Source organism: Bosea sp. 685, assembly GCF_031884435.1.
In the GTDB taxonomy this organism is placed as follows: Bacteria; Pseudomonadota; Alphaproteobacteria; order Rhizobiales; family Beijerinckiaceae; genus Allobosea.
Genome location: NZ_CP134778.1, coordinates 144015 through 159576, shown reverse-complemented (window position 1 = coordinate 159576; position 15562 = coordinate 144015). Strand labels below are relative to the sequence as shown.

Annotated in this window: 16 protein-coding genes and 1 pseudogene; 7 read left to right on the top strand and 10 right to left on the bottom strand. The window is 61.4% G+C overall.

Going from position 1 to position 15562, the window contains the following annotated elements:
* Positions 1–27: 27 nt before the first annotated feature.
* From RMR04_RS00795 to RMR04_RS00770, 6 genes and pseudogenes are all read right to left on the bottom strand, one after another.
* Positions 28–995 (bottom strand): annotated as a pseudogene (locus RMR04_RS00795) (GlxA family transcriptional regulator).
* 148 nt (positions 996–1143) lie between these two features.
* Complete coding sequence (locus RMR04_RS00790) at positions 1144–1473, bottom strand: nitrile hydratase accessory protein (protein ID WP_311909321.1); 330 nt, start codon at positions 1471–1473, stop codon at positions 1144–1146.
* Positions 1474–1481: 8 nt separating this feature from the next.
* On the bottom strand, positions 1482–2099 hold the full coding sequence (gene nthA, locus RMR04_RS00785) for a nitrile hydratase subunit alpha (RefSeq protein ID WP_311909320.1): 618 nt from the start codon (positions 2097–2099) through the stop codon (positions 1482–1484).
* 27 nt (positions 2100–2126) lie between these two features.
* Entirely contained in the window at positions 2127–2864 is a 738-nt protein-coding gene (gene nthB / locus RMR04_RS00780) for a nitrile hydratase subunit beta (protein ID WP_311909319.1), read from the bottom strand.
* Between the two features lie 91 nt (positions 2865–2955).
* Positions 2956–3924 (bottom strand): CobW family GTP-binding protein, encoded by a 969-nt coding sequence (locus RMR04_RS00775; protein ID WP_311909318.1) that lies wholly within the window; start codon positions 3922–3924, stop codon positions 2956–2958.
* 217 nt (positions 3925–4141) lie between these two features.
* Positions 4142–4861 (bottom strand): helix-turn-helix domain-containing protein, encoded by a 720-nt coding sequence (locus tag RMR04_RS00770; protein ID WP_311909317.1) that lies wholly within the window; start codon positions 4859–4861, stop codon positions 4142–4144.
* Positions 4862–4916: 55 nt separating this feature from the next.
* Here RMR04_RS00770 and RMR04_RS00765 point away from each other — a divergent pair, with 55 nt between their 5' ends.
* The 3 genes from RMR04_RS00765 to RMR04_RS00755 all read left to right on the top strand — a co-directional run bounded on the left by RMR04_RS00765 (position 4917) and on the right by RMR04_RS00755 (position 7325).
* Positions 4917–5627 carry a B3/B4 domain-containing protein gene (locus tag RMR04_RS00765; protein WP_311909316.1) on the top strand — a complete coding sequence of 237 codons (711 nt, stop codon included), beginning with the start codon at positions 4917–4919 and terminating at the stop codon, positions 5625–5627.
* 98 nt (positions 5628–5725) lie between these two features.
* Positions 5726–6868 (top strand): trans-sulfuration enzyme family protein, encoded by a 1143-nt coding sequence (locus RMR04_RS00760; protein ID WP_311909315.1) that lies wholly within the window; start codon positions 5726–5728, stop codon positions 6866–6868.
* A 139-nt stretch (positions 6869–7007) separates the two neighbouring features.
* Positions 7008–7325, top strand: coding sequence for a DMT family transporter (locus RMR04_RS00755; protein ID WP_311909314.1), 318 nt, complete (start codon positions 7008–7010; stop codon positions 7323–7325).
* A gap of 59 nt (positions 7326–7384) precedes the next feature.
* Here the strand turns inward: RMR04_RS00755 and RMR04_RS00750 are convergent, their stop codons facing one another.
* Complete coding sequence (locus RMR04_RS00750; protein ID WP_311909313.1) at positions 7385–7654, bottom strand: ATP-binding cassette domain-containing protein; 270 nt, start codon at positions 7652–7654, stop codon at positions 7385–7387.
* Between the two features lie 418 nt (positions 7655–8072).
* On the opposite strand from RMR04_RS00750, the gene RMR04_RS00745 reads away from it, so the two are divergent.
* The 4 genes from RMR04_RS00745 (at position 8073) to RMR04_RS00730 (ending at position 10536) form a co-directional block, all read left to right on the top strand.
* Positions 8073–8231, top strand: a complete 159-nt coding sequence (locus RMR04_RS00745) for a hypothetical protein (RefSeq protein WP_311909312.1) — start codon at positions 8073–8075, stop codon at positions 8229–8231.
* Between the two features lie 277 nt (positions 8232–8508).
* Positions 8509–9450 carry an amino acid ABC transporter substrate-binding protein gene (locus RMR04_RS00740; RefSeq protein WP_311909311.1) on the top strand — a complete coding sequence of 314 codons (942 nt, stop codon included), beginning with the start codon at positions 8509–8511 and terminating at the stop codon, positions 9448–9450.
* A gap of 79 nt (positions 9451–9529) precedes the next feature.
* On the top strand, positions 9530–10132 hold the full coding sequence (locus RMR04_RS00735; RefSeq protein ID WP_311909310.1) for a 2-hydroxychromene-2-carboxylate isomerase: 603 nt from the start codon (positions 9530–9532) through the stop codon (positions 10130–10132).
* A 62-nt stretch (positions 10133–10194) separates the two neighbouring features.
* The gene (locus RMR04_RS00730) at positions 10195–10536 is read left to right on the top strand and encodes a RidA family protein (RefSeq protein ID WP_311909309.1); all 342 of its coding nucleotides are present in this window, start codon (positions 10195–10197) and stop codon (positions 10534–10536) included.
* 289 nt (positions 10537–10825) lie between these two features.
* On the opposite strand, the gene scpA is transcribed toward RMR04_RS00730, so the two are convergent.
* The 3 genes from scpA to RMR04_RS00715 are packed head-to-tail and all read right to left on the bottom strand — an operon-like array spanning position 10826 to position 15541.
* Positions 10826–13015, bottom strand: a complete 2190-nt coding sequence (scpA, locus tag RMR04_RS00725; protein WP_311909308.1) for a methylmalonyl-CoA mutase — start codon at positions 13013–13015, stop codon at positions 10826–10828.
* Positions 13012–14928 (bottom strand): methylmalonyl-CoA mutase subunit beta, encoded by a 1917-nt coding sequence (locus tag RMR04_RS00720; protein WP_311909307.1) that lies wholly within the window; start codon positions 14926–14928, stop codon positions 13012–13014. The genes scpA and RMR04_RS00720 overlap by 4 nt, the downstream gene beginning before the upstream one ends.
* Before the next feature lie 31 nt (positions 14929–14959).
* Entirely contained in the window at positions 14960–15541 is a 582-nt protein-coding gene (locus RMR04_RS00715) for a biotin transporter BioY (protein ID WP_311909306.1), read from the bottom strand.
* Positions 15542–15562: the final 21 nt, after the last annotated feature.

The window sequence follows — 15562 nt, the reverse complement described above, 5'->3', positions numbered from 1 at the left end:
ATCGGTTCCAGCTCGCGCACTAGGGTGTCACTTCAGTTTCGGTTCGCCCGATCGATGAAATCGACTGCGATACGCTGCAGGGGTCACGCCTGCTGTCTTGCAGAATATGCGACGCATGGTGTTCATGTTTGAAAACCCGCAGTTGAGCGCTACGCGTCTGAGGGGCTGCTCGGTGTCCTCGAGCAAGCGCCGTGCAGCGTCCACCCGAGCCGAGGCCACGAACCCCGCCGGCGTGATCCCCAACTCCCGACGGAACATTCTGGCGAAGTTCCGCGGGCTCATTCCAATGCGGCTTGCGACATGGTCGACGCTGAGATCTCCGGCGAGGTTTTGCAATATGTAGGACTGCGCCTTCTGGACCATCGTGGTCTCGGCCATCTGTCCGAATAGGTGCGTGCTGAATTGCGACTGGCCGCCCGGTCTCTTCAGGAAGACCACAAGGTAACGTGCCACGGCCAAGGCAATGTCGCGTCCGTGATCTTCCTCGACCAGCGAAAGGGCCAAGTCGATTCCGGCGGTGACGCCGGCCGCGGTGACCAATGGCCCGTCCCGCAAGTAGATGGCGTCGGCGTCGAGGGCGATGTTCGGGAACCGAAGCGCGAAGCGTTCAGCGCATTCCCAATGGGTCGTGACCCGCTTGCCGTGTAGCAGTCCCGCTTCCGCCAACAAAAATACGCCCGTGCAGATAGAGCCGAATCTGCGAACGTCCGGCACGCGGCGTCGAAGCCACTCGGTTGCAACAGGGTCTCCCGTCTGCAGTGAAGGATCGCCAGCCACAAGGAGAGTGTCGATCGGCTCGTCCGCGTCGTAGATCGTCCTGTCGGCGATGAAGCGGAGCCCCCCGTCCCGCCGATGGCTGGCGCGCCCGTCGAAATGATCTGGATGTCGTAGGCCGACAAGTCGTTTAGGCGGCGGCTGGCCTCCCAGAAGACCTCGGCTGGCCCCACGACGTCGAGCGACTGCACACCCGGCGGGGCTAGAATGGCGATGCGCATTTCCCATATCCCCGGCGAAGCATAACTATCACGGATCCTGCACCGTAGAATAAGTTTGTCAGCGCAAACTTCGCGCCGCCGCGCAGGACGCTTTCCGCCGGACCCGACTTCATACCTTGGAGGCGCCCGCCGCCCGAGGGGCGACGGACTACGCTTCAAAGAGCGCGGTCGTCGAGGGCGCCGCGTCGGCAAGCCCGGCTGCGGCCACCGATTTCTCCAATGCGGCTAGCCATAACTCATAATAGTTCCACGAAGATCGATCGTCGGGGTGAGCCGCCTCCCATGCTCCGATCTCGTTGATCAACGAAGCGCGAAAGTCGTCCCATTCGAAATGTCCTTGCCGAGCGAGCGCAAGGGCGATGCCGAAGGCCGTCCGCTCCCACTCGTGACTGAAGCAGAGCGTCCCGTTCTCGCGCGGCGGTGTCTCTGGCTTGCCCATCAGCTCGGTAACCGCGAAGTGCTCGAAGCGCGTGAGCATGACGTGCCTCAAGCGGCCTTGGCGACTGCAACGCCCATCATCGCTTCGGGCGTTACGAGGCCCACGAGCTCCGCCTCGCCGAGGCCCTCCGTTCCCGGAGGCCTTTCGGGAACGACGAACCAGCGGATTTGGGCGCTCGAATCCCAAACCTTGACCTCGGTTTCCTCCGCTATGTCGAGGCCAAACTCGCGCAGTACGGCCCGTGGTTCCCGGGCAGCCCTGCTGCGGAATGTGGGATCCTTGTACCAGTAGGGCGGCAGGCCCAGGACCGGCCAGGGAAAGCACGAGCACAAAGTGCAGATGACGAGGTTATGTACGCCGGGCGAGTTCGCGACCGCCCGCATGTGCTCGCCTTCTGCGCCCGTCATGCCTTCGGGGAGCGAGAGTTCGGCGATGGCCCCGGCGGTGTCCCTGACCAGGCGCTCCTTGAAGGCGGCATCCACCCAAGCCTTCGCTACGATCTTAGCTCCGTTGAATGGGCCCATCCTCGTCTCGAATGTATCGAGTACGATGTCCACGGTTCGGTCGGTGATGATCCCCTTCTTGATCAACAGGGCCTCTAAAGCCCGCACTCGTGCCGCGCTGTAGGCTTCACGGTCCGGGCGATGGTCGAATTGGTCCGCCATGGATGCGATCCCTCGTTTGGTGACTGGTCAAGCGGCCCGGGCCGTGACGGCGGGCGGCTTCAGATAGCTATCGAAAAGATCGGCATAGATCGCGAAATTCGCCTCGGCATTGCCCGGCCAGATGTCCGAGGGGTCGAAGCGCACGCAGTAGACGTGCATCGGCGGGCCGATGCCGTCGGGGCCGGTGTCGCACAGGTAGGCATAGGCGCCCTCGTAGACGGCCTCGATCACTCCAAGGTGCCCGCGTAGATAGCCAGGCAGCCGGGTATGTTCGACGGAGGCGACATCGCGAACCAAGACGTGGTCTCCTTTCGCAAAGCGAGGCTTGATCTGCTCGTCTCGTCGCGGACTATCCCCCTCGACGAGGTACCGCCCGATCCGTTCGTCGATATCGGCACCGCCGCCCCTCGGCAGAGATCGGTCGGGATTCCGATAGTATTCTTCGGTCTCCGCATCGAGTTCCTCGGCGGTGACGTAACCGTTGGCGATGAAATACGCGGAAATTCCGCCGAGCCATTTTTCGTAGTAGCGGTATCTGAAATAGTCGAAAGGATTGAGAGCTTCCGCCCCTTTACGCAGGTCGGCCCAGGTCCACACAGTGTGGAAGGTCGACGCAGTCGATGGCAGCGGGAGCTGCGGAGAAAGCGCCATCATTGCGGTGTGAATGCCGAATATGCGCGTTTCCCACGGCTCGACGAAAACCCTGACTTCGGTGCTCACCTCGCCCAAGCCTTCGAGACCACCGAGATAGTGCTGGAGTTTCAAATCGGCCTCCCTCCATTCGACAAATCGCGATCGGCCGCATGATTGTGGGACGGCTGCGGCGGGCAATCGCTCAGATCGGGCAGCTGGCGCATCAGGCCAACGCCGCCGTTCTTGCCAGACACGCGTCGAAACCCGCACGAATTGCTTGCCCGTCCAGATCGCGCCCGATGAAGACGATTTCATTGAGGCGCTCCTCGTCCGACGACCACGGGCGCCCGGGTCGACCCTCCAGCACCATGTGGACGCCATGGAACACGTACCGCCGAGGCTCGTCCGCGAAATGAAGGACGCCCTTCATTCGGAACAGATCCTTGCCGCTCGACTGCACCAGACCGTTCAACCACCCGTTGAGCCGGGAAGGATCGAGCGGAGCAGGCTCCCGGATGGCCAGACACCCGATGCTGGAATCGTGTTCGTGGTCATGATCCCCGAGGATGTCCGGATCGATCGACAATATGTTCTTCAGATCGAAGGCACCGATATCGAGGAGTTGGTCGCGATCGACGAGGCAGGAATTGGTGCGAATGATCTTCGCCAGCGGATTGAGGGATCGGAGGCGAGTTTCGACACCGTCGAGCCCGTCGGGGGCCAGGTCGATCTTGTTGAGAAGGAGCACGTCGGCGAAGCTGATCTGCTCTTTCGCCTCCTCGACCGAAAGGTGCTGCGCGACATGGCGAGCATCCACCACCGTGACGATCGCGTCCAACTGGACCCTTGAGCCCAGTATCTCGTCCAGCATGAACGATTGGATGACCGGGGCGGGATCCGCGAGGCCCGAAGTTTCGATGATGATGCGATCAAATGGGCGTTCCGACGCCAGCAATTCATGGATCGTGGTGATGAGATCGGCCCGGACGGTGCAGCAGACGCAGCCGTTGTTCAGTTCGATCACGTCGTCCTGGGTTTCCACGACAAGTTTGGCGTCGATCCCGACTTCACCATATTCATTGATGATCACCGCGACCCGCTCGTTGTCAGACGACAGGAGCAGGTTGTTCAACAAGGTCGTCTTACCGGCCCCAAGAAACCCCGTAAGTATCGTCGCCTTCAACATGGTCATGTCGCTATCCATAGCTGTCGCGCGCCGCGCCTCGTCCGCAGCAATAGAAAAAGGATGGCAGCATCGAAGCAAGAGATGTCACGCACTCAAATCGGCCAAATAGGCCTCAAAAACTGACATGCTGACCCGGCGGCAGTTTGGCGGAGAAGAAAACTGCGTTATGCTCAAATGTTGAGCGCACGAGGCCTATACTATAGGCTTTTGATTTTGGCGACCCTTACACAATGCGCGCGGGGGAATGAACACCGACCAAAGCTACTTTGCGTAGCTGCCGCCGTCGTCGCGGCGAAGAGTATTTCTCCATCGACTTCACGAGCCTATTCATTTGATGGCTCCAACACCGCCATGACGAAACGGGTCGAACATTCCCCGGCACAGGCATACGCATGCTCGCAGTCGGTTCGGGCATGCGCCGAGCCCCCTGTTCTATCACGTGACTTGATCCTCCCAGTTCCAGGACGAGGCTCCCCTCGAGAACGGATACCAACTCCTGTGTTCCCGCGGGATGGACCTGCGCTTCGAAACGCTCTCCGGGATGCAGCTCCCACATCCACTGTTCAAACATCTCCGGACCGTCCGACCCGATCAGCAGGCGAGCCGTACCGCCGAAGGGACCCTGCCACAATATCGGTCCCTCGCCCGGAGCGATGATCCTGATGGGACGCTGCCCCGCCTCCGCAACCTCGACGAGTTCCGCCACCGAGACACCGAGTCCTGAGGCAAGCCTACACAGCGTTCCTATGCTGGGGTTGGCCTTCCCCTGCTCGATTTGAACCAGCATTCCCTTGCTGACGCCGCAACGGGCGGCGAGTTGATCGAAGGAGAGCCGACGCGCCTTTCTCAGCAGGGCGATGCGGCCGGCGATCGCCGCATGCACCGCACGCGTCGGATCGGGATCAGTCGAGCCATCGGTCATTATATTGACTATTTCGGTCATTAGTGCATTTTGCCGTCGGTACCCTTCGGCGTCAACAGAGGACTAAGAGACCGAAATGGCCGTCGAACCTTTGATCAGACCCGAAATTTTCGCACTGCGCCCGGATTATGCGGCCCTCAGCATCCATGCAGAGTTCGTGCGGAACGGATCGAGCGACGAGTGCAGCATGGGCCTTCTCCGCGCCGCCTGCAGCGAGCTCGATTCAGCTCCATGGGCGGAAGCCCATTTGAATTCATGGCGCGACGCCTATCGCTCGTTCGGAGCCAAACCGCAACGTACCCCGTGCTCGGCGGAGGCGTTGCGTAAACGAGCCGAACGCGATCGCGCGCTGCCCGCCGTAAATGCCGTCGTGGATCTCTACAACGCCCTGAGCGTCCGGTATGCGCTTCCGATCGGTGGCGAGGATGCGACCGTTTACGATGGCGCACCGACACTTCTCCAGGCATCCGGCGGGGAGCCATTCGACACGGTCGCCGAGGGCGTGGCGAAGATCGAGGCCGTCGATCATGGCGAGGTGATCTGGCGGGATGCGCGGGGAGTCACCTGCCGCCGCTGGAACTGGCGCCAAGGCACTCGGACCAGGATCACCGAAACCACCACGGCGATGTGGTTCGTGCTCGAGCGGCTGGACCCGATGCCCATCCAATCACTGCTCGAAGCGGGCGCCAATTTGATCGACGGACTGCGCCGATTGAATCCGGAGATGAGGGCTACGCAGCTATTTCTCGATCAAGACTCGCCCACGGGTCAACGCCAGGCTCGATGAGACGCCAAACTTCGGCGGTCCTGTCGGGCCAGCGAAATCTCCTTCGCCTGCAGCCTACGCCGACCTTCATAGAAGATTCTCACAAACGAGGACGTCCAATGCATCCGGAGACACTCGCCGTACACGCCGGCCAGAAAAGCGATCCCGTCACAGGCGCGATCGCTGCGCCGATCTACCTCTCGACCACTTTCGAACGATCCGCCGACGGGACGTTTCCGAGCGGATACGAATACAGCCGGGACGACAACCCCAATCGTCGCAACCTAGAAACCTGCCTTGCTGCCCTGGAGGGCGGTGCCGAGGCGATCACGTTCGCCTCGGGCATGGCCGCCATCACCGCGGTGATCGAGAGCCTCCCCGACGACCTACCAAAACGCTTGGTCCTCCCGGACGACATTTACTTCGGGGTACGCTCCCTTTTGAATGAAACGGATGTCGGTAGGCGGTTCGAGTGGGAGGTCGTCGACATGACGGATCTCCAAGCCGTTCGGGCGGCATGCGCGAAACCGACGGGGTTGGTGTGGATCGAGACGCCTTCGAACCCGCTCGTGAAGATCGTCGACATAGCGGCCATCGCGCAGCTCGCGCGGGAGGGCGGAGCCGTTTCCGCCGTCGACAACACGTGGGCGACGCCGTTGCTCACTAGGCCGTTCGAGTTCGGTGCCGACCTGGTCGTCCATTCGCTCACCAAGTACATCGGCGGACACAGCGACGTCATGATCGGCGCCGTCGTTTCGCGCGAGTCAGGCCCGCAGAACCTCGCCCTCCGGGCAATACAAAAGCACAAGGGTTCCGTGCCTTCGCCCCTCGACTGCTGGCTGGCGCTGCGGGGCATCCAGTCCCTCGCGCCGCGAATGCAGGTCCATTGCGGCAATGCGATGGAGGTCGCCCGCTTCCTGTCCCAGCATCCTGCGGTGTCCGTCGTTCACTATCCCGGATTGCCGACGCATCCGGGGTTCGCCGTCGCCTCGAAGCAGATGAAGTCCTTTGGTGGCATGCTTTCGTTCGAGGTCGCCGGGGCGCGCAAGGAGGCCATGGCCGTGGCTGGGGCGCTCCGTTTGATCGCCCGCGCGACCAGCCTGGGTGGCACGCATAGCCTCATCGAGCATCGCGCTTCAGTAGAGGGTCCACAGACAAAGGCCCCCGAAGGATTGCTGCGAATGTCCATCGGTCTAGAGAATGCGCTCGACCTGATCTCCGACCTAGACCAGGCTCTAGGCCAAATTTCCAATCGCCGGTGAATCAGCGTCGATCCAGCCCCCCGGTACACGGGAGGGGATCGACGCATTCATGAAGCCCCGGTGTCCCGCGATCGCGCGAGCGACCACGTACCGAGCTCCGGCAACGAGGCTTGGACACTAAAGCCGTTAGAGAGCCGCAATGTCCTGGCTATTCCTCATCGTCGCCGGAATTCTCGAAGTCGTCTGGGCATTGGCGATGAAGCAGTCCGAGGGCTTCACCCGACCGGGCCCAACGACCGTGACCATCGTAGCAATGATCGGCAGCTTCGCGCTTTTGTCCTTGGCGATGCGCTCGCTTCCGCTCGGGACGGCCTACACCGTTTGGACCGGCATTGGAGCGGTCGGCGCCTTCGTTGTAGGCGTTGCAGTTCTCGGCGAGGCCCTGACGCCGATGAGGGCCGTTGCCGCGATGCTCATCGTATCCGGCATGATCACGATGAAGATGTCGTCGAGCTGATCAGGCTGCGTCTTCCGAACGACTGAGGGGAAGACACGTAAAATAGGGATGACGTGTGCTCAGTAGGTTCGCTCTTCGAAGTACGAGTTCAACAAACGATTGTCCGAGCCGTTCAGCGCATCCTCCCTCCTCGCGTCGAAGACGACCTTTCCCGCAGTCATCGCCACGATCCGATCGCTGACCTTGGAGGCGAAACCCATCTCATGCGTCACGACGAGCATCGTCGTCCCCGCCGTCGCCAGATCGCGTAGCAACGTCACGGCCTCGCCGACGTGCTCGGGGTCCAGCGCCGACGTCGGCTCGTCGAACAACATCAGCGCTGGATCCATGGCCTGCCCCCGTGCGATCGCGACTCGCTGACGGTGCCCCCCGACAAGGCATACGGGAACCCCTCTGCCTTTCCTGGAAGACCCAGCGTCCTCAACGGGTCCGCGGCCTTCGCCGTCGCCTTCTCCCGCGACCGCCTTGAGACGATGACCTGAGGCCGGATGACGTTGCCCTGTTGGGTGCCGGTACGCCGTCAAACGGAAAGGCGGGCCCGTCCCCACCGACAACCCCCTCACCTATTCCGGTTGGGTCACGAGAGCGGAGGATACGGACCTGCGCGACTTCATCAGCAAGGTGATCAGGGCCATGCGTGACGACGGCCGCCTCGGCCTCACATGAGAAATGGTTCGGAATGAAGATGGATCTGCCCGACGGCTGATATCTGCCTCCCGGCGCCATCTGAGTTTCGAAGCGAAGACGATGTTCGAGCTGAATTATCTCATCGAAGCGCTGCCGGGAATGTTCGCGGCGGCAACGATCAACATTCAGCTTGCGCTGGCAATCGCCGCATTGGCACCGGTTCTTTCAATCGGGCTGACGATCGTGACCGTACGGTACGTCAAGGACGAGGGGACTTGAATCTCTCGAACATAGCACTTCCCGGTATCGGAGTTATCAAAAATAGGCAACAAGTTGTTTTATGCAAATATCGGCGTTTAATTGCAAGATTTGCAACATAGCGGCGGTATTGATGCGTACATTGGGCTCGTATAAAATCGCATGGACAACGAGAGCAACTCGTTGCCTAACGAGGGAGCGATCAATGACAACCCTGTCTCACCGTCGGAGAGCCTTAGCGCTGGTTGGATCCGCACTTATCCTGGGAGCAGCGAGCACAGCATATGCCGGGCCCACCATGGATCGCATCAAGGCCCGAGGCGTCGTCGTCTGCGGCGTATCGCAAGGCATAGGCGGCTTTTCGATTCCGGATAACACGGGAAAATGGTCCGGCATCGATGTAGATCTTTGTAAGGGATTGTCAGCCGCGATTTTTGACGACCCTAACAAGGTGCAGTTCACACCCCTGTCCGCAAAAGATCGTTTTACAGCACTGCAATCCGGCGCCGTTGATATTCTTTCTCGAAATACAACCTGGTCAATGCAGCGCGAAGCATCATTGGGAATGAATTTCGCTGCGATAAATTTCTATGATGGCGCAAGCTTCCTTGTCCGAAAATCTCAAAATATTAAAAACGCTTCTGAGCTTGCCGGCGCTTCCGTTTGTGTAACGACGGGTACAACAACTGAGCTGAACGTCGCAGACTATTTTCGTGCGCATAAATTGAAGTATGAGCCGGTCGTGTTTGTCACTGCCGAAGAAACCGTCAAAGCGTACGAGGTTGGGCGCTGTGACGTACTCGTCGCTGATTCGTCTGATAATTATGCTCGGCGCTCACAATTCCAAAAGCCGGAAGAACACATCATTCTGCCGGAACTAATTTCCAAGGAGCCACTTGGTCCTGCTGTTCGGCAGGGAGACGACCAATGGCTCAATATTGTTAAGTGGACCCATTTCGCCATGCTCAATGCGGAGGAGCTCGGCGTCTCCAAGTCAAACGTAGTGGACATGCGTAAATCGGAGAACCCTGAGATTCGCCGCCTTCTGGGAACTGAAGGAAATTTGGGGGAGGGATTGGGCCTGAGCAAGGATTGGGCCGATCGCATCATACGGCATGTTGGTAATTACGAAGACATCTACGACAAAAATTTGGGAAAAGACTCGCCGATAAAAATTGAGCGTGTAGCCAACGCCCTTTGGACCAAAGGCGGCTTGCAATACGCTCCTCCGATTAGATGAATTCTATCATCATAAGAACCATCACGACGGATCAGTTGTGTGTGCAGATCGGCAGTCTCTCAATATAGGACACATGTGAATGGTTGGCGTGAAATCGATCCGATACTATTTTTGGACCATATCGGACTGGGCCTATCTCGGGCACCGTCGCTTGGTCGAAATCGCAAACCGGCACGGCGCGACCATCGATTACCGTCCTGTGGACCTGCCGGCGATCTACGCAAAGACAGGTGGTATTTTGTTGGGCCAAAGAGCCCAACAGCGACAAGACTACAGGTTTGCCGAGCTGAGGCGCTGGAAGGTGCGCCTTAACGATCCAATCAACATCGAGCCCAAGTTCTCCCCTGTCGCCCACGAACTTTCCTCGCGGCTGCTTATCGCTGCCAAGCTGGGTGGGTTCCCGGTGAGCGAGTTTACCTTCGACGTCATGAAGGCTGCGTGGGTAGAGGAGCGTGACATCTCCGATCCGAACACGTTGCGCGAAATCGCTGCCCGGCATGTCCCCGAGGTCGAGCAGTTGTTTGACAGTGCTGCAAGTTCGGAGGTCCTCGCAGAATACCAGCGTTACACGGATGACGCACCTCAGGACGGCGTATTCGGATCGCCATTCTATATTTTCAAGGGGGAGCCGTTCTGGGGGCAGGATAGGCTAGATTTTCTTGACGAAGCTTTAGCACGATAGAACCAAGGACTGGAAAACGTCGAAGTAATCTAAATCCAGTTTGATTAGAGGAGCAAAAGAAGATGAAACACATTCGACCTGCCAAGCGCCTTAGCGGCGCCACTGTTCACGGCGGCATCGTGTATCTGTCCGGGCAAGTGCCCGACAATCTCGACGTCGGCATTGAAGCTCAAAGCCGGGAAGTCATCTCTAAGATCGATGCAATTCTGAAGGAAGCAGGGTCCGACAAGTCAAAGATTTTGTCAGCCACAATCTGGCTGCCGGACATCTCTGATCGCGATGCATTCAACACGGTGTGGGACGCATGGGCGCCGGAGCCAGGTCCGGCTCGCGCATGCGTAGAGAGTCGTCTCGCGGATGCCAAGATCAAGGTGGAGGTTGCGGTGATCGCGATCGCCGGCTGACGTGTGCTGATATTGCGCGGCCAGCCTTTCCGTCTGGCCGCGCCCAAGCCGCATCACTTTCATTCCATATGGGGTGCGTGGGAGCCGTAGCCCCTAGATGTGCAACGGCCAGGTTTGTACGACTATCTGGCAAATTATGGCGCTCTAATGGGCGCAGCATGTCACGCGCGCTCGAATCCGGAAGGCTGAGCGTAAAATTTCAATCTCGGGCGGCGATCATCGCATTTAATGCGGCTGGAGAAACGCTGATTGGAATTGCGCTCGAAGCCACGCGCTCTTGCAGGCAAAATCAGAGCCCATCGATCCTTGCGGTGTAATGATCCGCTTTACGTTGGTGGAAGCCCAGCCGCAGGTTGAGTTCCTGCAGCAGCTTCTCGGCCGCGTCGGCGATCACCGTGCCCGGCGGGAAGATCGCGCTCGCGCCGGCCTCAAAGAGCGCCTCGAAATCCTGCGACGGGATCACGCCGCCGACGACGATCATGATGTCGGGCCGGCCGGCCTGCGCGAGCGCAGCCTTGAGTTCCGGCACCAGTGTCAGGTGGCCTGCCGCCAGCGACGACACGCCGATGATATGGACGTCGTTCTCGACGGCCTGTCGCGTCGCCTCGTCGGGGGTCGCAAAAAGCGGCCCGATATCGACGTCGAAGCCGAGATCGGCGAAAGCCGAGGCGATCACCTTCTGGCCGCGATCATGCCCGTCCTGGCCCATCTTGGCGACGAGGATGCGCGGGCGGCGTCCGTCGGCTTCCTCGAAGGCCTCGGTCATCATTTGCACCCGCATGACGGCTGGGTTCATGGTGCCGACCTCCCGCTTGTAGACGCCCGAGATCGACTTGATCTCGGCCCGGTGGCGCCCGAACACCTGCTCCATCGCCAGCGAGATCTCGCCGACGGTAGCCTTTGCGCGCGCCGCCTTGACCGCGAGGTCGAGCAGGTTGGCGTCGCCGCGCGCGCCGTTGGTCAGCGCGGTCAGCGCCGCCTGCACATCGGCCTCGTTGCGTTCGGCCTTGAGCCTGCGCAGCTTTTCGAGCTGTTGCGTCCGGACGGAGGCGTTGTCGACCTTGAGCACGTCGATAGAGGCTTCGTTCTCGGGCTTGAACATGTTGACGCCGATGATCGCCTGCTGGCCGCCATCGATGCGGGCCTGCGTCTTGGCGGCAGCCTCCTCGATGCGCAGCTTCGGGATGCCGGCCTCGATCGCCTTGGCCATGCCGCCGAGAGCCTCGACCTCCTGGATATGCGCCCAAGCCTTCTTGGCGAGTTCCGCGGTGAGGCGTTCGACATAATAGGAGCCGCCCCAGGGATCGATGATCCGGCTGGTGCCGCTCTCCTGCTGCAGCAGGATCTGGGTGTTGCGGGCGATGCGCGCGGAGAAGTCCGTCGGCAGTGCCAATGCCTCGTCGAGCGCATTGGTGTGCAGCGACTGGGTGTGCCCCTGCGTCGCCGCCATCGCCTCGATCATGGTGCGCGGCACGTTGTTGAACACGTCCTGCGCCGTCAGCGACCAGCCTGAGGTCTGGCAATGCGTGCGCAGCGGGAACGACTTCTCGTTGGTGGCGCCGAAATCCTTGACCAGTTTGGCCCAGATCAGGCGACCCGCCCTGAGCTTGGCGACTTCCATGAAGAAGTTCATGCCGATGGCCCAGAAGAACGACAGCCGCGGCGCAAAGGCATCGACCCCCAAACCCGCACGCTGGCCGGCGCGGATATATTCGACGCCGTCGGCGAGCGTGTAGCCGAGTTCGAGATCCTGCGTCGCTCCCGCTTCCTGCATGTGGTAGCCGGAAATCGAAATCGAGTTGAATTTCGGCATGTTCTGCGACGTGTAGGAGAAGATGTCGCCGATGATCCGCATCGAGGGGGCGGGCGGGTAGATATAGGTGTTGCGGACCATGAACTCCTTGAGGATGTCGTTCTGGATGGTCCCCGAGAGCTTGGCTGCGGGAACGCCCTGTTCCTCGGCCGCGACGATATAGAGCGCCAGCACCGGCAGGACTGCGCCGTTCATCGTCATCGACACGCTCATCTGGTCGAGCGGGATGCCGGAGAACAGTGTGCGCATGTCGTAGATCGAATCGATCGCGACGCCGGCCATGCCGACATCGCCGCCGACGCGCGGATGGTCGCTGTCATAGCCGCGATGGGTCGCGAGATCGAAGGCGACCGAAAGGCCCTTCTGCCCGGCGGCCAGATTGCGCCGGTAGAAGGCGTTGGAATCCTCGGCCGTGGAGAAGCCGGCATATTGCCGGATCGTCCAGGGCTGGTTGACATACATCGTCGGATAGGGGCCGCGCAGGTAAGGCGCGATGCCCGGCAGCGTATCGACGAAAGGCAGGCCCTCGCGATCCTCCGCCGTATAGAGCGGCTTCACCGGAATGCCTTCCGGCGTCAGCCAGTCCTCGCTGACCGGCCTGGCAACGATGGCGGCTGAGGAGCCGTCACAAAATTCCAAATGCGAAAAGTCAGGGATCGTCGTCATGACAGGCCACTCCACGAGCAGTGAGCGGTCAGGCTCGCATCGAGAACGGCGATGACGTCGCAGCCCTCCACCAGAAAGTGCGAGAAGCCCGAAGCCCGAAGCGCCTCGGCCGCGCCCCCCGGGTCGTCCCCATAAAAGAGCATCTCGGCGCCGGCCTGCCGCACGCTTCGTCCGATCGCCTCGGCCACCGTATCGGTAGGATGGGTCGCATCGTGGGGCATCGAGTTCGCGACGTCGGCGCTGGCGCAAAGGCAAAAGAGACTGGCGCCGCTCGCCTGCCAGCGCGCCGCGACGTCGCTCGCTATGTCGTCCCCACTCGGGTCGAGGTCGCGTTCCACAGTCGATGCGATCCCGCCAATCGCGAACAGATTGCGTGCGAATGCGGTGCGGACGGGCGCGATCTTGTTGTCGCCAAGCTCCGCTATGAAGACGCGAGGAGTTCCACCTTCTCCGGCGGCCTCCGAGCGATCCCGCATCGACTCGAAGCACTCCGAGAGCCGGAGCCCCGGAAGGATCGGCACCAGGCCCACTCGCCCTTGGTCCTCCATCGTCGGCGCCGGGCCCGCTCGCCCGGCCGCGCGCTGCAGCCGGGCCTCGCCGAGATTGGGAAAGGCGCTCGTGCCGGTGATGGGTTGACGGCGCGTCGCTATGGAAGACAGGAGCGCGTCTCGGGCAGGCTCGAGCAGCACGGCGATCTTGCCGTCGAGCAGGCTCCGCAGCATTCCGCCATCCCGTTCGATCCGTTGGAACACGGACCAGGCCCCCCGACAGAGTTCGTCGGTCATTGCCTCGATGCCCCCCGAGCCGGCAGCCGGGTCGACGACGCGCCAGAGATGCGCTTCGTGCTGCAGGACGAGTTGGGTGTTGCGTGCAACCCTTCGCGCAAGCGTGTCCGACAATCCGATCGCGATATCGAAAGGCAAAACGCTGACGCTGTCGGCCCCGCCCACCCCCGCCGAGAACCCGGCGATCGTTCCCCGCAGGATGTTCACCCAGGGGTCGCGCCGGGTCAGCATCCGCCAGGAGGTTTCGGCATGCAGCGCAATCGGAAGCGGATCGATTCCACACCCTCGCTGAGCGCGGTCCCACAGACGCCTTAGCGCCCTGAACTTGGCGATCGTCAACAGCTGGTCCGAGTCCGCGACCAGGGCCACACTCATCGCGGCCGCGCCCTCCGACGGCGCAACGCCGCACGCATCCAATGCGCGCAGATAGTCGACCAGGGTGGCCAGTACGCACGCCAATTCCTGGCCCTGGCTGGCACCAGCCTCGTGATAGCTGCGGCCGTCGGCGCGCAAGATGGGTCCCTTGAAACCCCTGCCCCGCAGGCGATCGAAAGTACCATGGAGCCGTTCGCCGAGTGCGTTCATATCCGCGGGCGCGTGGCCGGTCGATCCCGCCTCACCGATCGGGTCGACTCCAAAATCAACATCGATGGCTTCCGGGGCATGTCCGCGTCGCTCAACCAATGCCGCGATCAGGTCGGCGTCGGCTACGCTCGCGCCGGGTTCAATCCAGATATGGATCAATGGCAGATCGATCTTCTCCAGGGTCGCATCGAGCTCGTCGGCGGAACGAGCCCACAGTCCGTGACCGCGTGCGAAGCGGTTGCCTCGCATCACCAGCGCAAGGGAGTCGGCGCCGTTCTCAAGCTCCGCGACGGCAGATGCGGCTGCGGAAGCGACTTCGGGATGGTCGACCCGCACGGTGACGTGCCAGGGAGAAGCCGCCCGTTTGCCCGCCACGATCGGGCCGTTGGCCCTCGCGTAAAGCGGCTGGATTGCGAAGCCATCGGCGCTTCGACCAACCAAAGCATCCTCAAAGGTCGAGTCTTTGAGGACCTTCTTGACGGCGCTGCGCCACTCGCCCCACGCGGGGATGGGAAAGGCTTCCGCAAAACCCATTCCTGACATTGTCAGCTCCTTTGACCCGGTCGAAGCCGGACTACGCGGACAGGTGCCGACGGGCGCCTCCGAGGGCCTCGACGGTCACCACCACCAGCGCGCTCTTGACGACCGAGCCCAGCAGGAACGGCGTCACGCCAACCGCGATCGCCGTTTCCCAACCGAGGGTCGTCGCGAGCCATGCCGAACCAGCCGCGAGGATGGCAGCATGGCCCGCCATCATGAGGGCGAAGGTCCGCAACCGATTTTGGGGCAGGCTTCCGCACATCGCCAAGCCCACCGCCATTGCGGCGACCGGGAACGCGAGCAAGTATCCTCCCGTCGGGCCGATGAGGCGCAACGCCCCGGACGCACCGTTGGCCAACACCGGGAAACCCATCGCGGCCTCGACCAAATAGAACGCCACGGACAAGCCAGCGCGTCGCCATCCCAGCATCGCTCCCAACAGGAGGACGGCATAGGTCTGGAGCGTCATCGGTACGGGGAACATCGGCACAGCGATCCGCGAGGCCAGGGCCAACAGCAAGGAGCCGGCGAACGCGATCGCGACCGCCCGCAGGACGCTAGCGCTCGCTGGGGCGACGGTCGCCTCGGAATAGTGGGACGAAGCTTCTTGGGTCATGCGACCATCCTCTCCGGTTAC